This window comes from Wolbachia endosymbiont of Anurida maritima, assembly GCF_042182995.1.
Lineage (GTDB): Bacteria > Pseudomonadota > Alphaproteobacteria > Rickettsiales > Anaplasmataceae > Wolbachia.
In genome coordinates, this window is the sequence record NZ_CP102058.1 from 40,125 (window position 1) to 59,391 (window position 19,267).

General features: G+C 34.7%; 19 protein-coding genes, 2 tRNA genes and 2 pseudogenes. 15 read left to right on the plus strand and 8 right to left on the minus strand.

Annotated features, from left to right (window positions below; all coding sequences use genetic code 11):
- Window positions 1-59 precede the first annotated feature (59 nt).
- The 6 genes and pseudogenes from NOX90_RS00235 to NOX90_RS00260 all read left to right on the plus strand — a co-directional run bounded on the left by NOX90_RS00235 (window position 60) and on the right by NOX90_RS00260 (window position 4,770).
- On the plus strand, window positions 60-1,343 hold the full coding sequence (locus tag NOX90_RS00235) for an HlyC/CorC family transporter (protein ID WP_375604121.1): 1,284 nt from the start codon (window positions 60-62) through the stop codon (window positions 1,341-1,343).
- Between the two features lie 13 nt (window positions 1,344-1,356).
- Window positions 1,357-1,614, plus strand: coding sequence for a DUF2312 domain-containing protein (locus tag NOX90_RS00240; protein ID WP_375604122.1), 258 nt, complete (start codon window positions 1,357-1,359; stop codon window positions 1,612-1,614).
- Between the two features lies 1 nt (window position 1,615).
- On the plus strand, window positions 1,616-2,296 hold the full coding sequence (locus tag NOX90_RS00245; protein WP_375604123.1) for a UbiX family flavin prenyltransferase: 681 nt from the start codon (window positions 1,616-1,618) through the stop codon (window positions 2,294-2,296).
- Window positions 2,280-3,158, plus strand: a complete 879-nt coding sequence (gene folD, locus NOX90_RS00250) for a bifunctional methylenetetrahydrofolate dehydrogenase/methenyltetrahydrofolate cyclohydrolase FolD (RefSeq protein WP_375604124.1) — start codon at window positions 2,280-2,282, stop codon at window positions 3,156-3,158. The genes NOX90_RS00245 and folD overlap by 17 nt, the downstream gene beginning before the upstream one ends.
- Window positions 3,159-3,492: 334 nt before the next feature.
- Window positions 3,493-4,013: pseudogene (locus tag NOX90_RS00255) on the plus strand (c-type cytochrome).
- A gap of 1 nt (window position 4,014) precedes the next feature.
- Window positions 4,015-4,770, plus strand: a complete 756-nt coding sequence (locus NOX90_RS00260; RefSeq protein ID WP_375604125.1) for an alpha/beta hydrolase — start codon at window positions 4,015-4,017, stop codon at window positions 4,768-4,770.
- A gap of 43 nt (window positions 4,771-4,813) precedes the next feature.
- Here NOX90_RS00260 and NOX90_RS00265 read toward each other — a convergent pair whose 3' ends face one another.
- From NOX90_RS00265 to NOX90_RS00280, 4 genes are all read right to left on the minus strand, one after another.
- Complete coding sequence (locus tag NOX90_RS00265; RefSeq protein ID WP_375604126.1) at window positions 4,814-6,727, minus strand: ATP-dependent helicase; 1,914 nt, start codon at window positions 6,725-6,727, stop codon at window positions 4,814-4,816.
- A 100-nt stretch (window positions 6,728-6,827) separates the two neighbouring features.
- The gene (locus tag NOX90_RS00270; RefSeq protein ID WP_375604127.1) at window positions 6,828-7,241 is read right to left on the minus strand and encodes a hypothetical protein; all 414 of its coding nucleotides are present in this window, start codon (window positions 7,239-7,241) and stop codon (window positions 6,828-6,830) included.
- Between the two features lie 166 nt (window positions 7,242-7,407).
- Window positions 7,408-7,866: a transposase gene (locus NOX90_RS00275; protein WP_375604575.1), complete on the minus strand. Its 459-nt coding sequence runs from the start codon at window positions 7,864-7,866 to the stop codon at window positions 7,408-7,410.
- Window positions 7,809-8,174: a transposase gene (locus NOX90_RS00280; RefSeq protein WP_375603639.1), complete on the minus strand. Its 366-nt coding sequence runs from the start codon at window positions 8,172-8,174 to the stop codon at window positions 7,809-7,811. The genes NOX90_RS00275 and NOX90_RS00280 overlap by 58 nt, the downstream gene beginning before the upstream one ends.
- 137 nt (window positions 8,175-8,311) lie before the next feature.
- On the opposite strand from NOX90_RS00280, the gene NOX90_RS00285 reads away from it, so the two are divergent.
- The 8 genes and pseudogenes from NOX90_RS00285 (at window position 8,312) to ccmE (ending at window position 16,183) form a co-directional block, all read left to right on the plus strand.
- Complete coding sequence (locus tag NOX90_RS00285; protein ID WP_375604128.1) at window positions 8,312-8,899, plus strand: NADH-quinone oxidoreductase subunit J; 588 nt, start codon at window positions 8,312-8,314, stop codon at window positions 8,897-8,899.
- Entirely contained in the window at window positions 8,890-9,198 is a 309-nt protein-coding gene (nuoK, locus tag NOX90_RS00290) for an NADH-quinone oxidoreductase subunit NuoK (RefSeq protein WP_019236815.1), read from the plus strand. Before NOX90_RS00285 ends, nuoK begins: the two co-directional genes overlap by 10 nt.
- Before the next feature lie 4 nt (window positions 9,199-9,202).
- Window positions 9,203-11,052 (plus strand): annotated as a pseudogene (gene nuoL / locus NOX90_RS00295) (NADH-quinone oxidoreductase subunit L).
- 3 nt (window positions 11,053-11,055) lie between these two features.
- Window positions 11,056-12,498 (plus strand): NuoM family protein, encoded by a 1,443-nt coding sequence (locus NOX90_RS00300; protein ID WP_375604129.1) that lies wholly within the window; start codon window positions 11,056-11,058, stop codon window positions 12,496-12,498.
- Window positions 12,495-13,883: an NADH-quinone oxidoreductase subunit N gene (locus NOX90_RS00305; protein WP_375604130.1), complete on the plus strand. Its 1,389-nt coding sequence runs from the start codon at window positions 12,495-12,497 to the stop codon at window positions 13,881-13,883. The genes NOX90_RS00300 and NOX90_RS00305 overlap by 4 nt, the downstream gene beginning before the upstream one ends.
- A 48-nt stretch (window positions 13,884-13,931) precedes the next feature.
- Window positions 13,932-14,933 (plus strand): hypothetical protein, encoded by a 1,002-nt coding sequence (locus tag NOX90_RS00310; protein WP_375604131.1) that lies wholly within the window; start codon window positions 13,932-13,934, stop codon window positions 14,931-14,933.
- Window positions 14,934-14,941: 8 nt separating this feature from the next.
- Window positions 14,942-15,673 (plus strand): biotin--[acetyl-CoA-carboxylase] ligase, encoded by a 732-nt coding sequence (locus tag NOX90_RS00315; protein WP_375604132.1) that lies wholly within the window; start codon window positions 14,942-14,944, stop codon window positions 15,671-15,673.
- A gap of 117 nt (window positions 15,674-15,790) precedes the next feature.
- Window positions 15,791-16,183: a cytochrome c maturation protein CcmE gene (gene ccmE / locus NOX90_RS00320; RefSeq protein ID WP_375604133.1), complete on the plus strand. Its 393-nt coding sequence runs from the start codon at window positions 15,791-15,793 to the stop codon at window positions 16,181-16,183.
- Window positions 16,184-16,275: 92 nt separating this feature from the next.
- Here the strand turns inward: ccmE and NOX90_RS00325 are convergent, their stop codons facing one another.
- The 4 genes from NOX90_RS00325 to NOX90_RS00340 form a co-directional block, all read right to left on the minus strand.
- Window positions 16,276-16,581 carry a hypothetical protein gene (locus tag NOX90_RS00325; RefSeq protein ID WP_375604134.1) on the minus strand — a complete coding sequence of 102 codons (306 nt, stop codon included), beginning with the start codon at window positions 16,579-16,581 and terminating at the stop codon, window positions 16,276-16,278.
- A gap of 88 nt (window positions 16,582-16,669) precedes the next feature.
- Window positions 16,670-17,017: a hypothetical protein gene (locus NOX90_RS00330; protein ID WP_375604135.1), complete on the minus strand. Its 348-nt coding sequence runs from the start codon at window positions 17,015-17,017 to the stop codon at window positions 16,670-16,672.
- 69 nt (window positions 17,018-17,086) lie between these two features.
- Window positions 17,087-18,589 (minus strand): magnesium transporter MgtE N-terminal domain-containing protein, encoded by a 1,503-nt coding sequence (locus tag NOX90_RS00335; protein ID WP_375604136.1) that lies wholly within the window; start codon window positions 18,587-18,589, stop codon window positions 17,087-17,089.
- A 184-nt stretch (window positions 18,590-18,773) separates the two neighbouring features.
- Window positions 18,774-18,849 (minus strand) — tRNA-Ala (locus NOX90_RS00340).
- 331 nt (window positions 18,850-19,180) lie between these two features.
- On the opposite strand from NOX90_RS00340, the gene NOX90_RS00345 reads away from it, so the two are divergent.
- Window positions 19,181-19,253, plus strand: a tRNA-Lys gene (locus NOX90_RS00345).
- Window positions 19,254-19,267 lie beyond the last annotated feature (14 nt).

Below are 19,267 nucleotides of genomic sequence, written 5' to 3' on the forward strand. Positions count from 1 at the left end.
ATGCCTTTCATAACATGTAAAGTTAACTTTGTTTTTTATCACAATAACATCGTACTTTAATGGATTGGTTATTGGTCTTAGTATCATCAGCAATTTTTGTTTTGTTAATTTTATCGTTTTTGTTCTCAGGGGCAGAAATAGGCTTAACCTCAATTAGCCGTTCTCGAGTTAATAAGCTAAAGCTAGACGGTAACAAAAGAGCCAGGATAATAGATCGCTTATTAAATAGGAAAGAATTAACAATAGGAACGGTATTGATCGGCAATACAATTATTAATATTACTTGCTCTGCTTTATTTACAGCAATATTTATCAATCTTTTTGGAAATGAGGGCATTCTCCTATCAACAATTATAATGACATTTTGTATTTTATTGTTCTGCGAAGTTCTACCAAAAACTTATGCTATTCAAAATCCTGAAAAATTTGCATCATTTTCTGCTTATTTTGTATTGTTTTTTGTAAAGATTTTTTCTCCATTGACGCTGGGTATTCAATTTATTGTCAATCTCATCCTGAAACTATGTGGGCTGCATAAAGATAAGGAAGTGATATCTGCAGCGGATGCAATGCGTAATATGATTACTCTTCATCGCAGTGAAGGAACTATGTTACAACAAGATCTGGATATGCTGAGCAGCGTACTTGATTTGGCTGAGACAGAAATATCACAAATTATGACCCATAGGAGAAATTTGTTTTCTCTTGATATAAATCGAAATAAAGAAGAGTTGATAAGGGAAATTTTAACCAGCAGTCACAGTAGAATTCCTTTATGGCAAAAAGAACCAGAAGATATTATCGGTGTAATTCACGTGAAAGATCTAATAAATGCCTTGCGTGAGAAGGATAATAAAACAGAAGAAGTTGACATTGCCCAAGTTATGTCGAAACCTTGGTTCATACCAGAAAGTACGCTGCTTAGCGTACAACTTCACAACTTCCGTAAGAACAGGAAACACCTTGCACTTGTTATCGATGAATATGGAGCATTGCAGGGGATCGTAACCCTTGAGGATATATTAGAAGAAATAGTCGGAGAAATTTCCGATGAACATGATTTGATCATGGAGAATTTTATAAAGAAAATATCTGACAATATGTATCACATAGAAGGAAAATCTACTATTAGGGACATTAACAGGCAGTTACACTGGAATCTCCCTGATGAAGAAGCTACAACTCTAGCAGGTATGATTGTGAATGAAATAGAGCGCATTCCTGACGAAGGCGAGGAGTTTTCCATGTATGGCTTTCTCTTTAAGATTTTAAAAAAAGATAAAAATATTATTACTGTTGTTGAAGTGCAAGTAAAAACTGGTAATACTAGTAGGAGCAATTAATTAGTGGAGTTTCATGGAAGATACAGTAAAAATAACGACTGAAGAGTTGAAGGGTTACATAGAGAGAATCGAAAAACTTGAACAAGAAAAGAGGGATGTGCAAGATCACATTCGTGATGTATATGCAAAAGCTGCAGATGAAGGTTGGGATACAAAAGTGATGAAACAAATTATTAGGCTGAGGAAGATGGATGATGATGACAGAGAGGAACAGGAAATATTGCTTGATACCTATAAACGTGCATTAGGAATGAGTTGCGAAGAAGAGTGAAGTGAATAGCAGAATTGTAATTGGAATAAGTGGAGCATCTGGTTCTATTTACGGTGTACGTATTTTAGAGGCGTTAAGAAATATTAATAGATCTCTTGTACAATCCATCGGTCATCCAAGTAGCTTGACTACTCCCATCCAGAAAAAGTGTATAGATTCCAATGTCAGCTACTCAAATGACACCAAACCTGGTTATGAAACTCATTTAGTAATAAGCCGTGCTGGGAAAATAACTTTAGCTCATGAGATTAAAGAAAAACTTGAAGGTATTACATCACTTGCAGATTTTTACTATTCTGAAGAAAAAACAGGAGAAAAAATAGCAAGCGGCTCATTTAAAACCTCAGGGATGATTGTAGCACCATGCTCTATGAAGACAATGTCTGAAATCGCATCAGGTGTTACTTCCAATCTATTGACAAGGGCTGCAGATGTAACGCTAAAAGAAAGAAGAAAGTTAGTTCTTATGGTGCGAGAGTCACCACTACATCTTGGGCATTTACAAAATATGTTGAAATTAACGGAGATGGGAGCAATTATTACTCCACCGGTGCCAGCTTTTTATATTAAACCGAAATCGTTGGATGATATTATTAATCATTCTGTTGGCAAAGTATTGGATTTATTTGATATCAAATTACCTGACTTTAAGGAGTGGCAAGGAAGTGACAATTATTATTGATGGTAAAAAAATAGCAAACGACCTGTGTGAGAGGCTATCACAAAAGATTCATGTTCTAAAGAGGGAGCATAATATTTTTCCTTGCCTGAAAGTAATTCTCGTTGGTAGCAATCCAGCAAGTCAGGTCTACGTTCGTAATAAACAAAGAAAAGCAGAATCAATAGGCATAAGTTCTGAAACTATTGTTTTGCCTGATAATATTTCAGAAGATGAGTTAATTGGAAAAATTAATGAATTCAATGAAGATCAATCTGTACATGGAATTTTAGTGCAGTTGCCTTTACCAAATCACATTAGTGCAAGCAGAGTAATTAATGCAGTGAGTATTGAAAAAGATGTAGATGGCTTCCATGATGAGAACGTTGGCAAATTAGTTAAAGGTGAAAAAAATTGCCTTATACCTTGCACTCCTAAAGGTTCTTTGCATTTAATTCAATCAATTGAAGAAAACCTTTCCGGTAAAAACGCAGTTGTGATTGGCAGGTCAAATATCGTAGGTAAACCAATGTTTCATCTATTGTTGCAAGAAAACTGCACTGTTACCATCTTGCACTCACAGAGTAAGGATTTAGCTGAATATTGCTCTAAAGCGGATATAGTAGTTGCAGCAGTCGGAAAGCCAAATTTTGTTCAAGCAGACTGGATAAAGAAAGGTGCAATAGTGATCGATGTTGGCATAAATAGTGTTAATGTAGGAGAACTTGTAGGTGATGTTGACTTTGAAGGAATAAAAGGAAAAGCCAAAGCTATTACCCCAGTACCCAGAGGCGTTGGCCCAATGACAATTGCATTTCTAATGATGAACACTGTTATTGCTGCTTGCTTGCAGAAGGGAGTTGATGCTTCTAATTTCATTAGTTGAGATATAATGAAGCAACATGTATGTTTCTTAAATCAGCTACTTGCATGATACCCTCTTGGATGGAAACCAGTGTCTGGGGTACTGGAATGACAGGATGCCGTCATAAAACCCACAGGAATAATTACAGGGATAACTGTTGCATCAATGTTTGTAGGAAATCTATTTGAATATATTATTCCAGATAAGTGTGTGATTGAGCCGCGAGTTACTTCAGCAGCTTGGGAACATCAACCTGATCATTAGAAATTTTCATCCTTGGTGAGATCAAGGTAATTGTTTGCTGTTTGCAAAAATATTTGCATAATTTAAGTAACATTACTTAATAAAATTAACTATGGAGCTTAATAAGATTGCAGCATCGATTTTACTTTCTGGGCTAATCATTATGATAGTTAGTAATGTAGTTGATATGCTGTATAGTCCAGAAGAATATGAGATCGAACACCAAACGATAGTAGCTGCTGAGCCTCAGCAAAAAATCGAGCAAGTGGCGCTGGATATTGGAGCGCTAATGCAGAATGCTAGCTTTGAGAAAGGTAAATCAGCAGCGAAAAAATGTATAGCTTGCCATAGTTTTGAGAAAGGTGGAATGAATAAAGTAGGACCAAACTTATGGGACGTAGTTGGAAACAAAAAGGCTCATCTTGGCAACTCATTCAATTACTCAAAAGCAGTGCTTGAAAAAGGTGGAAAATGGGGATATGAGGAGCTATTTGCCTTTTTAAAGAACCCAAAAGCCTATATAAAAGGTACACGTATGGCATTTGCAGGTATTTCCAATCCACAAGAGATTGCAGATCTAGTCAGCTATTTGCGTTCGATGNNAGTGATAGTCCGGTTGCTTTGCCAAAGTAGTATGGATTATTGTAAATTGTTTGATAGAAATAATGGTCACATAGCATATCGAAAGCTACAAGGAAAGAAAGCTTCTGTAGTTTTTTTCGGTGGATTTGCATCCAATATGGATGGAACTAAAGCAACTGCTATTTACAAATTTTGCCAAGAAAATGATGTAGCACTTGTGCTATTTGATTATTTTGGTCACGGTAATTCAAGCGGTAATTTTTCTAATTATACAATAAGTGATTGGCAAAAAAATTGTGCTAAAGTGATAAGTGAATTAACTAGCGATAAACAAATAATTATAGGTTCAAGTATGGGGGGATGGCTGATGCTGCTCACTGCCCTTCAAATTCCAGAAAAAATTGCAGCATTAATCGGCATATCGTCTGCTCCTGATTTTACTGAAGATTTGATATTCAAGCAATTGTCAGGCAAGCAAAAGGAAGAACTAGATTCTAAAGGTGCAATAGATTTTACTTCAGAGCATTGTACATACAAAATAACTAAAAATTTGATCGAAGATGGCAGAAAGAACCTTCTTTTAAACAAAGAGACAATAGATATAAACTGTCCTGTGCGCTTATTGCATAGCATTAATGATAAAGATGTTCCTTATCAAACTTCATTGAATTTAGCTAAAAAAATCAAGTCAACCGATGTTGAAGTACACTTAATAAAGTCAGCAGAACATAATATGTCTGACAATCATTCACTGGAAGTTCTATTTAGGACCATTAGAGAATTTTTGCTAGGAGAAACATATAACTGAAGTAATTCAGGTTTGCAAGATGTGTTTGTCTGCAGTTATAGCTTCAACAGTAGGCGTTACTCTTGATCACCTCAACATTTTCTCTTGGCAATTCTTTAATGAATCGAGAAGTGCGCATCGGTTGCCACTGGTTGTTAATTTCCCTCCTATCTGCACATGAAATGATTAACCTTTCCTTTGCCCTGGTTATGCCAACATATGCAAGTCTTCTTTCTTCTTCTAAAGCTTTACCACTTTTATCTTCAAAAGATCTTTGATGAGGAAATAATCCCTCTTCCCAACCAGGTAGAAACACGCACGGAAATTCAAGTCCTTTAGCTGCATGAAGAGTCATAACATATACGGTGTCATCGTTATTCATATTATCCACTTCCATCACTAGACTTATATGCTCCAAGAAAGTTGTGGCATTATCGAAATTTTTTAAAGATGAGATGAGCTCCTTGACATTTTCTATTCGTGCTAAGCCTGTTACCTCCTCATTTTCAAGCATTTCAATATATCCTGATTGGTTTGCTACGATTTTAACGAATTCATGCAGTGGTTTTACACTTACCATCTCTTCCCAAGCTTTAATTTTATTTAAAAAATCATTTAGTGAGAGTTTAATTCTTTCGGTTACTTGATTACTATTAACTAATATTTTTGCTGCCTCAAAAAAAGAAATTTTGTTATCCTGAGCAGTCGTGTATATTTTCTTTAGAGTTGTAGCTCCTATGCTTCTTTTTGGCCGATTTACGATCCTTTCGAAAGCTAAGTCATCGTTATTGTTTGTAACGAGTCTTAAATATGCAATTATATCCCTGACTTCCTGACGTTCGTAGAATTTTACACCACTTATAATCTTGTAGGGAATTGAATATTTTATAAAATACTCTTCCAGAACTCTAGTCTGAAAAGTCGCCCTTACCAGCACTGCAATGTCACTAAATCTGTATTTATTGAGCTTTAATATCTGTTCGCTTATGAACCTTGCTTCAGCTTTTCCGTCCCATAATTTTATTAGATTTACCTTTTCCCCTTCAACGTTTGTTGTCCACAATTTTTNTTCTAAGCGAGTCTTGTTGTGATTGATAACATATGACGCAGTTGCAAGTATGTGGGATGTTGACCTGTAGTTACACTCTAGTTTAACGGTTTTTGCATTTTTAAAATCATCAGAAAACTTCAAAATATTTTCAACTTCTGCACCACGCCAACTGTATATTGATTGATCGTCATCTCCTACACAGCAAATATTTGAGTGCTCTTTTGCAAGGTATTTTAGCCAAAGATATTGTATCGCATTTGTATCTTGATACTCATCTACCATGACATATTTAAACTTATTTTGGTAGTAGGACAGAACTTCAGTCTTTTGATTAAAGAGTTGTATGTTATATAGCAATAAGTCACCAAAATCGACAGAGTTAAGGAATTTTAACCTTTCCTGATACTGGTGATAGACTTTGAGTGCAGTTACGTACACTGGCCTAAATGATTGAATATCTTCCACTTCAGGTGGCAATAAGCACTTCTCTTTCCATTGCTGAATAATATTCATAATGGTCTTACATTTTTCTGATAGGTAATCAGGGCTTATTTCATTAATAATATTTTTTATTACCTGTAATTGGTCATCCACACCAATGATTGTAAAATTGGAATTTAGTCCCACGACTTCAGCATGATGACGTAGAATTTTTGCTGCAATTGCATGGAAAGTGCCAAGCCATGGTATGTTTGTGCCTGTTAGCTCAAGTACCCTTGATACCATCTCATTTGCTGCTTTATTTGTGAATGTAACTGCTAATATTTCATCAGAATAAGCGTGACCGTTTCTAATTATGTGCGCTATTCTTGAAGTAATCGTTCTTGTTTTTCCCGTTCCGGCTCCTGCCAATATCAAAACCGGTCCATCTATATTAGTTACAGCTGATTGTTGTTCTGGATTTAGCAGTGAGAGATAATCGTTCATCGTAGCCCTATAGATTATAACTTCGTAAAGTTAAACCTATGATCGAAATATTGTAAAGGTTTTATTGAATAGAACAGTTAAAGAATGCTTCACTCAAGTGTTACGTTTTGTATATACCTTTGTTAGGCAGCTTGGATGTGGTGGGTAACGATAAATTGATCTGATCTAGGCTGCTGTTTGTTGGGTGGATAGGTGGAGTTTGGAATGACTTATATGTACGGTTTAGCTCCTCCATTTCTCTTTCTTCAACTTTAACAGGGAACTTTGAGGCATAGTGGTTATGCGTTGCAGGTCGTTCAGTGAGATTTTCATATGTTTCTTTCAACCAAGTTCCGATATCATACATAAATCCATACGCTTTTTCTTTAAATTCTCTCCATGATCTACTGAAACTTGCTAGTGTGTTATTGAAGTAAATTGTCATGTAATCTCTTGTAGTGTACTGATAACTTTCACTATTTAATTTACCACTTTGTGTGTTACAAGTTTTGAAATAACCAAATATGTTGTACATTTCGCGCTGCCATTAATTATGAATATACATATATTATACGTTAATAAATTAAAGTTATCAAGAACAAGTTAAGTGTTTATTGCATTACTGAGAAAATGCTCTATATAATAATTTAAAATGGAGCTGGAGCTTTGTAGTACAATGTTTTTAGAGCATATCTTCAAACTCAAGAATGAGCTAATTTGTGAAGCATAATAGTGATCATATTAAAAAAGATGTTATTTTTTGAAGTGAGAGGAGAATGCTCATAATCCTTACTCATACGTCTAAAATTGGAGAGCCAAGCAAAGGTTCTCTCAACAATCCAACGTTTAGGAATAACCTGAAATCCTGTATCAACTACTTTCTTGGTAATCGTCAACAAACATCCAGTTTCCAATAAACAGCGGTTTTGCAATTTACCTGTATATCCTTGATCAGCAAAAAACTTACGTAATGTTGGAGCTTTGCATTTGGCTTGAACAAAAAGATTTAGTGCACCATCACGATCTTGAATGCTTGCACTGTGTACTTCAGCAGCAATTACAAGACCTAGAGTATCTACAACGATGTGGCGTTTTCTACCCTTTACTTTCTTGCCAGCATCATATCCTCTGGATCCCCTTTTTGAGTGGTTTTTACTGATTGACTGTCAATTATTCCTACTGATGGAGTTTCATTCTTACCAATTATCTTTCTTAGTTTTTTAACTAGAAAATCATGAATTTCTTGCCATATTCCACTTTTTTTTAAACGCGAATTACAACTATACACGGTTTTCCATGGTGGAAAATTCTTAGGTAGTTGTCTCCATTGACAGCCTGTTCTCATCACATACCTTATTGCATCGATAATCGTTCTGATACTGTGTTTTCTTGGTCTGCCGGTCTTTTTAGGTTCAAAATATTGCTCTATCATCTTCCATTCTTTGTCACTTATATCGCTTGGGTACATTTAAAATATATCTTATAACACACTTCTTAACTCCTTTCTACTTAGTTTGAAGACATGCTCTTAAACGTTTAATATAATATTGACTTTACAGCAATAGTCACTTTAAATTAGTAACTATTGTTGCAGTTAAAGTATCAATGCCTTTTTTCTTTTATTTTTTTGCAATTCTTAGCATTTTATCTGCTGTATGCGTAATTAGTGTAAGAAATCCTGTGCATGCAGTATTATTTTTAATTTTCACCTTTGTTAACTCTGCAGTTCTTTTCATTCTCCTTGGAGCTGAGTTCATTGCTATGATGGTGCTGATAGTATACATCGGTGCGGTTGCGGTGTTGTTCCTCTTTGTAGTTATGATGCTCGATATTGACTACATAAGGTTGCGCCAGGGTTTTGCAAAGCATTTCACTCTTGGTGCTATATTATGTGTTGTGTTTTTTCTGATTATTAGTTTTGTAATCCGCAGCTCAACGCTGAATATAAGTAATGTTATAAACTATAATACCAATAACGTGAAAGCTATTGGTAATTTGCTGTATACCGACTACATGTACGCTTTTCATCTTTCTGGTATTTTGCTGCTTGTTGCAATTGTTGGTGCAATTGCTCTTACTTTGCAGGACAAGAAAAAAGGAGTTAAAAAACAGAATGTATTAAAGCAATTGACACAATCTTCATCTGTAAAATTGGTTAAGGCTAGATTTGGAAAAGGAGTAGAATGGAAATAGGATTAAATCATTTTTTGATAGTTGCTGCTATTTTGTTCACTATTGGGGTGTGCGGTATTTTCATTAACCGTAAGAGCATAATCAATATATTATTATCAATAGAAATATTATTGCTGGCAATTAATATCAATCTAGTTGCTTTTTCTGCCTTTATGAATGATATAGTTGGGCAAATTTTTGTGATGTTTGTGTTGACTGTTGCAGCAGCAGAGTCAGGAGTTGGGCTTGCAATATTGGTTGTATATTATAGAAGCCGTGGCAATATAGACGTTGAACAAGCAAATTTAATGAAAGAATGAAAGTATGATGAATATACTGAAATTAATAGTATTTTTGCCACTCTTTAGTTCGCTATTTGCAGCACTTTTTAGAAGAGGAGTCAGTTAATTACAACGGCAGGGATTGGAATATCTGCAGTTTTATCTTGGTATGTTTTTCTCACCTTCTCTGAAAATTATCACTTGAGTTTATTTCCTCTATTTTCATTAAGTGTATTAAAAGTAAATTGGGCAATTAGTGTGGATGCTCTCTCATCCTTAATGCTTATTGTTATTACCACTATTTCACTGGTAGTTCATCTCTATTCCATTGGCTATATGGAACATGATAAGGGAAAGTCGAGGTTTTTTTCTTACCTATCGCTATTTACGTTTTGCATGATTGTGCTGGTTGTAAGCGATAATTTCGTGCAGCTTTTTTTTGGCTGGGAAGGGGTTGGCCTATGTTCTTATTTACTCATAGGATTTTGGTTCCAAAAATATTCTGCAAATAATGCAGCAATTAAAGCATTTGTTGTAAATAGGGTAGGAGACTTTGCACTATTGATTGGGATCTTTCTCATTTATTATACATTTCACTCTTTGAAATTTACTGAAGTTTTTGACACAGCTGATCTTCTTGGCGCACAGAACATTAGGGCATTCTGCTGTGAATTTAAAATAATTCATATAATATGCATATTACTTTTTATTGGCTGTATGGGAAAATCCGCGCAACTTGGCCTACATGTTTGGTTACCAGATGCAATGGAAGGACCAACTCCTGTGTCTGCGCTCATTCATGCTGCAACTATGGTAACAGCAGGTATATTTTTAATAGCAAAATGTTCTCCATTGTTTGAGTTATCAAATGTGGCACGAGAATTAATAGTTATTGTTGGTGCACTTACTGCTTTTTTTGCAGCTACGGTTGCGATTACTCAGAACGATATAAAAAAAATAATTGCTTATTCAACCTGCAGCCAACTTGGTTATATGTTCATGGCATGTGGGCTTTCTGCTTACAATGTTGCTATTTTTCATTTAATGACACACGCTTTTTTTAAAGCTCTACTATTTCTTGGTGCTGGCAATGTAATTCATGCAATGCATCATGAGCAAAACATTCAGAAAATGGGAAATTGCTGGAAGAAAATCCCTTGCACTTACGCTCTCATGTGGATTGGGTCTCTTGCGCTTTCTGGAATATTTCCATTTGCAGGTTTTTACTCAAAGGATTTGATAATTGAACATGCTTATAGCACGGATAGCTTTGCTTTTGTAATAAGCTTAGTTGTTGCATTCTTCACAGCGTTTTACTCTTGGAGGTTGTTGCTTCTTGTGTTCCATAGCCAAAAACAAAGTAAAATTAATATACATGAGGCACCAAAGATTATGCTTATACCATTACTGATACTTGCTTTTGGATCAGTATTTTCTGGGATATGGGGAGCAAATATTTTGAACATAACTAGTAATGCATTTTGGAAATCAAGTTTAGTAGTTATTGATGGGCATGGAGTTCATAATTTCTTTATAAAACTACTGCCAACCTTAGCGAGCCTAAGTGGAATAGCATTTGCGTACCTAATTTACCAATATCAACTAATTAGGCAAATTAAGAGTAAATTTTTACTTAAGTTTTTGCAGAATAAATGGTACTTTGATGAGGTGTATGAGTTTGTTATAATTGTACCAATAAGGTTTATATCTAGGCTTCTATGGAAGTTTGATGTTAAGGCTATTGATTCATTTGGACCAAATGGTGTTGTAAGGTTGGTTAATGAATGTTCAAAAAGTTCTATAAAGTTACAAACTGGTTATATATTTGATTATGCATTTGTTATGTTTGTTACTTTAATAATTGGTGCTTTGTATATTATTGGAATTAAATAGAAGGTGTTGTTACTTAGTATATTCTTGCTTCCACTGATAGGAGCGTTAATTTTATCCTCGATCAGGATTAACCATCAATCTATACACCTAAGATTCCTTGCCCTATTTTTTGCTATACTTCCATTTTTGCTTAGCATTGTAGCTTGTATAGGATTTGATTATAACAATGCGGACTTTCAGTTTGTCAGCTATCCAATCAAGAATGTAGGAATAGGGATAGATGGTATATCGTTGCTTTTCCTTCTGCTTACAACTTTCTTGTTTGTAATTTGTATACTCTATAACTGCAAAATGAGTTATACGACCCTAAAAGCCTATATGGCATTATTTCTACTGCTTGAGAGTTTTGTAGTCGGGTTTTTCATTTCACTGAATGCTATAAGCTTCTATGTGTTTTTTGAAGCTGTTTTAATACCAATGTTCTTTATTATTGGCATTTGGGGAGGAAAGCAAAGGATATATGCGACGTTTAAGTTGTTTCTTTATACATTAACTGGCTCATTATTATTTCTACTTGGGTTGGTATACATCTATAGCATTTTTGGGACGTTTAATATACAAAAATTAGCCACATTAGTGCCAAGCCTTGATCTTGAAGTGCAGTCATTGCTGTGGATTGCATTTTTTATTTCCTTTGCAATAAAAGTTCCAATGTTTCCATTTCACACTTGGCTTCCTGATGCGCATGTGCAATCACCAACTTCTGGATCTGTGGTTTTAGCTGGCTTGCTTATTAAAATGGGGGGATATGGATTTTTAAGATTTTCTATTCCAATGCTTCCTCAGGCAAGTTTGTATTTTTCAAATTTCGTTGTTGTGCTGAGCATTATTGCGGTGATATATGCTTCGCTAGTTGCGTTTGCTCAAGATGATATAAAAAAGTTAATAGCTTATTCTTCAATAGCACATATGGGGATCGTTACTGCTGGCCTCTTTTCATTTTGTGAGGAAGGAGTACTGGGTAGCATATTTCAAATGATTAGTCATGGCCTTATTTCTGCTGCTTTATTTTTATGTGTTGGAATGCTATATACTCGAACTGGAACTTTGGAGATTGCAAAGTATTTTGGCATAGTAAATACAATGCCAAAATTTGGTTTTATGTTCATTTTATTTTCAATGGCTTCAATAGGGCTACCTGGAACATCTGGGTTCGCAGGTGAGTTTTTGGCTATGATTGGGATGTTTAAGAGCATAGGGTTTTTTACAGGATTTATCGCACTTGGCACTATTTTAAGCGTAGTTTATATGCTGAATTTATGTAAGCAAATAATATGGGGGGTTAGCTATTCTAAATTATTAAATAACCGCTTGGATAGCATAGAATTTTCTATCTTAATTCTGCTTGCAGTGTTTGTTATTTTGCTTGGATTCTACCCAACCCTTGCACTGAATTATTTGAAGCCATGTATGGCAAATTTGTTAGTCAAATATGATGCGCTATGAATTATATACAGATATTGCCGGAAACGTTCTCTATTATCTCCTCGTTAGTGTTGCTGCTGCTTGGGATTATATTTAACCGCCGAACTATCAACTTATTAGCACTTGGCTGCACAGCGGTAACTTTGATTATTTTAATTCTTTCGGTAGAAAACAATGAAATTTTTCTCTTTAATTCGTTGTTAAAACTCAATTTATACATCAGGTCAGCCCAAGGGTTAATTCTCAGCACAGGAATTTTAATACTTTTGATGCTGAATTTATCAAAATATGACTATAAATATGAATTTTCAATACTGATTCTTTTTGCGCTGTTTGGCATGATAACTTTGGTTTCAGCAAATAGTCTGATCTCTTTTTATTTAGCTTTTGAGTTGATGAGTATATCTTTGTATGTTCTTGCGAGCTTTAATAAAGATTCGATTTATTCATGTGAAGCGGGAGTGAAATATTTTACACTCAGTGCACTATCTTCCTGCATTATGCTATATGGAATGTCGCTGCTTTATGGATATACAGGACAAGTCAATTTCTCTGAGCTCAGTTCATTCTTGCAAAACCACCAGATAACTTATGGAATAGTCTTTGGGTTAGTCTTTGTTCTAATTGGTTTGTGTTTCAAGCTTGCTATTGTTCCTTTTCATATGTGGGCTCCAGATGTTTATCAAGGTGCACCTACCATAGTAACTGCGTTTTTTTCTACGGCCCCAAAAGTTGCACTTGTAACATTTTTAATTCGATTGATGAATGAAGAGTTAGTAAATGTAAAAAGTTATGTTCAGCCTATTTTCTTATACGTTTCAGCATTGTCTGTGCTTATCTCAGCTTTTGGGGCCTTGCGTCAGCAAAACTTAAAAAGGCTGCTTGCTTACAGTTCAATTGGTCACATTGGTTTTATATTTGCTTCACTTTCTATTTTTACACAAGCAGGAACAGATAGTACCTTAATGTATCTGGTGATATATATTATCACAAGCATAGGGCTATTCTCATATCTCGTACAAATTGACGATGACGATTGTGATATTGCAAATTTATCTGGTATAGGGAAGAAACGCCCAATTGTAGCATTTCATCTTTCTGTACTGTTACTCTCGATGTCGGGAATACCTCCACTTGCAGGTTTTATCGCTAAATTTTTTATATTCAAAAGTTTAATAAATTCTGGCTTTATCAGCCTGTCTTTGATCCTTGTAATAGCGAGTGTGATATCATGCTACTATTATTTAAATATCATGAAAGTTATGTATTTTGATAAAGCTAGTGGTAATAAGGTTGCTTATTCTAAGGGTCTATTCATTATTACTTCAGTGGCTTCACTGATCAATCTCGTTCTTTTCTTGTATGTAGAAGATCTTTACTCATTGATTAGTTCATTGACAAATTAACAATTTAGTGTTTATAATTAGTGATTAATTAATATTTTGTGGTGAAAAATGAGTAAAAGAAAAACTGTTTTGAAATTTTCAATTGCCGCTCTCTTGCTAGGAGGATCGAGCACTGTAGCTGTTTTATATTTCCCTTATGTTGCTTTAGCAATTAAATTTGGTATTGTAATCTCTACAGCTCCTCTGGCAATTTTTGCCATTTCTGTAGTTGCTGCATTAGTTTCAGTAATTACATTAGCAGCATTTACTATTTCCGCCATACGCAGTAAGGGTAAATCTAATAAGGTTAGTAGCGAACCAAGAAGTAAAAATGAAGAAAAAGGAGAAAGTCTAGTACAAGAAAAAGAACAAGCTGTGCCTATTCTTACGCCACCGTTGCTTTCGCAAGAGCCTGAAAAGTCGGTTATTCCTATTCCACAACAACCACCAGTTGATGATCCAGTGGAAGAAACAGAAACACCGCAACCTGAAAACGTTATGATTAATGGTGCTGATCAGCAAGCTAACCAAACAGAGGAATCGTTACCTTCGTTGTCACCATATACAAAGCAAACTTCACCGTTGAATATCCTAAATCAATCTAGACCATTTCCTAGTTTGCCGTCAATCATTAATTTGGAAGATGGTAGTAATTCTATCAAAAATTGTAAAGAACGAGGATATATGTCACTTCCAACACGTCTGCCCGAACAATCTCATACTTCGCATAATGCAAAGCTGGCCTTGAGGCTCAGTTATGCATTAAATGAAAGAAAGCAACAACTTAATCAAACTGATTCTGAAGAAGAAGTGCAGGAGGGGTATGGTCATACGACGACGGATAGTTATGTTTCTTGGGGTAGTGATTGGGATGGTGATTCAATGATGTCATTATCACTTCACCAACATACACTATCTTGTGGCATACCCTTGATAACTGAAGAGGAAGAAGGCGCTAGTACACATTTGCAAGAGCTTAGAGTGAATCAAAGAGGCCGAGAGTCAGATGATGAAGATGAAAAAAATCTTAACGGATTTGCTATTACGTCTGGTGGTGCAAGACTTTACTAACCATAGTAATGGTGTCTGAAATATTCGAAAGCTTTCATATTCATCATTACAAAGAAGTTTCAAGCACTAATAAAGAAGCATTGGATTTAATTGAGAGAGGGATATCTAATGAAACTGTCACTATTACTGATAAACAAACAGAAGGTAGAGGGCGTACTGGAAAAAGTTGGGTTTCTCCAGAAGGTAATTTCTATGCAAGTTTGATAATTAACCAAGAAATCGATGTTAGCAAATTAACAGAGCTGACTTTTGTCACTGCTCTTGCTGTTGGCAACACGTTACTATCATTTATAAGTGACAGTAACGTTCAACATAAATGGCCAAATGACATTCTAATCGATGGCAAGAAAATAAGTGGAATATTGCTTGAAAAAAGATCCAATTCGAATTGGCTCATTATAGGAATTGGAATTAATGTCAATCATGCACCACTTCCAGGAACAACGTGCATTAGCAATTACGGTGAATCTGTGTCTAACATGGATCTGTTAAAGGAATTAATAATAAATTTTAATAAGCTAAGAAAGCAATGGCTATTTGATGGGTTTTATGCTATAAGAGAAATGTGGTTAAAAAAAGCATTCAAAATGAATGAGCAAATCAGTGTAAAATTAGCTGACAAATTGTATGAAGGAATTTTTGCTGATATAGATAAAAGTGGTAAATTAGTGTTGCAGCAAAAGGATGGAAGCTTAATCTATTTTGATGCAGGTGAGTTATTTATTAATGATATATTATGAACACGTATGTGATTTTTGCTTACCTTATTAGTCTTACGTTGATTACCGGAGAGCTGATTTTTACCATTTCTTGCTATATCAAAAGCAAAAAAATCTTAGAAAGCCTGAAAGATAATAATGAAGAAGAAACATAAGCGATTACTTATAACTTCAGGAATTTTCTGCTTTTTAAGTTGTGCAGTTTTTTTTATTTTAACAATGCTCAAAGAAAATATCTCATTTTTCTATACAGTAAGTGAGGCCATAGTCTTGCCAAATAGTCAAAAGCCAATCCGTGTTGGTGGAATGGTTGTTGAAAATAGCGTGATACGGAGCGAAAGCGAAGTAGTTTTTCAAATAACAGATTTTAACAAAAGCGTTGTAGTGAAATATCAGGGAATACTTCCACCAATGTTTTCAGAAAAAAGTGGTATTGTTGTGCAAGGTAAAATGTTTGATAATAGTACCTTTCTTGCAGATACGGTGTTTGCAAAACACGATGAGAACTATAAGCCGAAAGTTCTAAAATAGATTTCCTAATTCAGTTGTATTGAAATGGTATGTGAAAGAAAGCAACAGCCTGCTAGCACGCTATTGCTTTTATAACTGCTGCAATATAGCTATTACTCCCAGCCATCTATGTTATTATGGTTAATTGTCTCTAATTCTACAATTTCGCCTTGAATTCTATTCAAGTTTTCGATAAATAGGTGAAATTCATCATTTAATTCAGAAACAAATATCTCATTAAAATCGTTGATAAATTTTTCTATAATTACGTTAACGTAGCTAGCTGATACAGGGTTGTCTTTAATATCCTCAAAGTTTTTAGGTCTAATTTTGGCTACTAAGTTATTTATTTCTTTATAGTCAAAATCCCTCATTTCGCTCATTGCTTTTTCACTTTCTTGTTTACTGTAATTATTCATATTAATTCCTATAAAAAAAATATATCGTGCAGTTTTTTAGCCTACTGAGTATCAACCTAAAGATGATGAGGTTGGTATGGGAACGCTCTTATATTATTATGAATTCATCGTCAGCACCTTTAAGCTGTGGTGCTTCCCAGCTATCTTCGTTATTTGGGTCTACTACCTTCGATGTTTTTAAAGCATCTAAGTCTGTTCGCAAACTCTGAATCTGTTCTTTTAAACTGCCTTGTTTATCAATATTACCGATCGTATTAATTAAGTCATTAAACTTTTCATCTAATACAGGAACAAAGTTTTTGTTTAGATCAATGACTACCTTATCCACAACTCCATATAGACTTTTAGCATGTATTACTTGATCATCTGCCAAATTCTTATTCCTAAATTTAGGCTCAAATTTGCTTAGTATTTTAAATACTAGGTCATCACTCATATTAACTCCTACAAAAAATTATAATTTCAAAGTTAGCTAAATTACATATAAATAATCTTCTAAAATTTCCTAAATTCCATACTCACTCTGAATGTACTCTCCCATCATCGTCAATTCAGTGTCAGTACCTCGAAAATATGGGGCGTGCCATCCATCTTCATCTAAATCTAAGTCCTTATCATTTACTACTTTAAATTTGTTAAGTATCTCCATCATCTCTTCTTGCTTTTCTTTTTGCTCCTTAAATTGCTCTTTCAACATCTTAATAATATCATTAGACTGATCTTTACTGCTAAGATCGCCAATCACAGATATGACTTTCTCATGAGGCAGCTTGTGAATGATGTCTTTAAGCTCTTCTGCACCTACGTTATCCAAAAGTTCTTTAAACTGCTCATTAGACATATTGCGAGCAAAAGCTTGAAGTTTGTCTGGGTTGTCAACTAAAGACTTAATGATAATCTGAATCTTATTAGAATCAGTTAAATCCTGAGCAATTGCTTCGAGTTTCTCAGGATCAAGCTTATTAACTAAGTCTTTCAGTTGTTCTTCTTGCAGACTATTTACTAAAGCTTTCAACTGATCACCTTCTAATTCTTTGGAGAGTATTGTCAAGTGGTGCTCAGCCAAGTCTTTTGCAAGCACTGTAAATTGCTCGTCATTTAAAGTTTTAATAAGTGCTTTGAACTGATCCACTTTTAAGTGAGGTAAAATTTCTTTTACTTGCTCTGGATTTAAGTCTCTCACTAGAGCTTCAAGCTGAGCATCATTTAAAATAGGAACAATTATTTGTAACTTTTCTGGATTTAGTTCCTGAGCAAGGGTTTGTAATTGGTGATTGGTTAGATGATCCACTAAAGCTCGAAATTGGTTATCTGTTAAGTTTTCTGCTAGGGCCTGCAATTGGTTTGAGCTCAGTTCAGGAATTATTTTTTGCAGTTGCCCGTTACTAAGAGTATTGGCAAGGGTCTTTAATTGGTTTTCTGTTAAGCCCTTTAAAAAAGTTTCGGTGAACTCATTTGATATTAGTACACTCTTCGGTATCTTAAATGATGTTATATCTTCTATCACCTTTGCCGTATCATAGTGTGGCATACTGTACTGTAATGTCTCATTATCAGGTGAATTGATAAAATTTCCCATCTTATCTGAAAAATAATATTTATCGTCATCAAGATCTGATTCCTCCCATGTTAAATATTCGTACTTCACTGTTTTCCCTATAAAATCATGATAACCAGTCTTATTTCTTATGCCCCAATTTACTGATAGTTTAACCAATCTATTATTGTCATATGCAAATGAACTAGTGTTCTCGGAATAACCAGGTGTATCACTTAGAACATATCGGTTTTGTTTTTCTTCTACGCAATACATTCCTAATCTATCAAGAAAATTGGTACAGAATTTTATAGATAATTCTAGCGTATCGTCTTCTCCACTTAGCGGTATAAGCTTGACTTTTTTCATAGATTCAGGATTATGAATGTTAGAATACGTTTCATAAACAGTAGATTTGCATGAAAACTGCTGTCCAGGCACCATCTTAAAAACATGCTTTTTTCTACTCATAAGTATTACCCAATCAATTTAATTATAGCTATTCTAACATTTATTGATTAATTTATTGTTAAGTTAGTATATACTAGAACTATAATAACAAACATTACTTGTGTAGAGAGAAGTTACGAAAAGAAATAGGGATTTTTAGGAAGGTGGATTAAAATAAGCTGTTTTGACAGGTTTTGTGGCGTCTTGGTGGAGGCAAGCGGGATCGAACCGCTGACCTTCTGCGTGCAAAACAGATGCTCTACCAGCTGAGCTATGCCCCCAAATATTCTCTTAAAGCATAAATCACTCAGGCTGAAATGCAAGAAATATTTATCTATTGCTAAGCATTATAATAGTGCACAAATTCTGCAGGGTATATACAATTTTCTATTTTTCTTGTCTCCTTAGCGTTATACTTCACACCACCCAAATAAATCTGTGAACCGAAAATTAACAAAAAGTTTTCCTTTAAAAATTTTTTTAAATTATCCATAGATTTTTTAACTAAATTATCACTAACGCAGTGTATTATATAATTCACACATGAAAATTTTAGTTTGATTAAAACGGATAAAAACTGTATTGATGTTTAGTATAGCTGAAAAATGAAATGATCCCGTAGCTCAGCCGGTAGAGCAACTGACTTTTAATCAGTGGGTCACGCGTTCGAATCGCGTCGGGATCACTCACAAACTTTGA

What these genes read in the sequence shown, in the direction of transcription:
- nuoK (WP_019236815.1), top strand. Translation starts at nt 8,890, where the DNA reads ATGGAAATAGGATTAAATCATTTTTTGATAGTTGCTGCTATTTTGTTC.
- NOX90_RS00310 (WP_375604131.1), top strand. Translation starts at nt 13,932, where the DNA reads ATGAGTAAAAGAAAAACTGTTTTGAAATTTTCAATTGCCGCTCTCTTG.
- NOX90_RS00270 (WP_375604127.1), bottom strand. Translation starts at nt 7,241, where the DNA reads ATGTACAACATATTTGGTTATTTCAAAACTTGTAACACACAAAGTGGT.
- NOX90_RS00235 (WP_375604121.1), top strand. Translation starts at nt 60, where the DNA reads ATGGATTGGTTATTGGTCTTAGTATCATCAGCAATTTTTGTTTTGTTA.
- NOX90_RS00280 (WP_375603639.1), bottom strand. Translation starts at nt 8,174, where the DNA reads ATGTACCCAAGCGATATAAGTGACAAAGAATGGAAGATGATAGAGCAA.
- NOX90_RS00240 (WP_375604122.1), top strand. Translation starts at nt 1,357, where the DNA reads ATGGAAGATACAGTAAAAATAACGACTGAAGAGTTGAAGGGTTACATA.
- NOX90_RS00285 (WP_375604128.1), top strand. Translation starts at nt 8,312, where the DNA reads ATGCCTTTTTTCTTTTATTTTTTTGCAATTCTTAGCATTTTATCTGCT.
- NOX90_RS00335 (WP_375604136.1), bottom strand. Translation starts at nt 18,589, where the DNA reads ATGAGTAGAAAAAAGCATGTTTTTAAGATGGTGCCTGGACAGCAGTTT.
- NOX90_RS00260 (WP_375604125.1), top strand. Translation starts at nt 4,015, where the DNA reads ATGGATTATTGTAAATTGTTTGATAGAAATAATGGTCACATAGCATAT.
- NOX90_RS00305 (WP_375604130.1), top strand. Translation starts at nt 12,495, where the DNA reads ATGAATTATATACAGATATTGCCGGAAACGTTCTCTATTATCTCCTCG.
- ccmE (WP_375604133.1), top strand. Translation starts at nt 15,791, where the DNA reads ATGAAGAAGAAACATAAGCGATTACTTATAACTTCAGGAATTTTCTGC.
- NOX90_RS00315 (WP_375604132.1), top strand. Translation starts at nt 14,942, where the DNA reads ATGGTGTCTGAAATATTCGAAAGCTTTCATATTCATCATTACAAAGAA.
- NOX90_RS00325 (WP_375604134.1), bottom strand. Translation starts at nt 16,581, where the DNA reads ATGAATAATTACAGTAAACAAGAAAGTGAAAAAGCAATGAGCGAAATG.
- NOX90_RS00330 (WP_375604135.1), bottom strand. Translation starts at nt 17,017, where the DNA reads ATGAGTGATGACCTAGTATTTAAAATACTAAGCAAATTTGAGCCTAAA.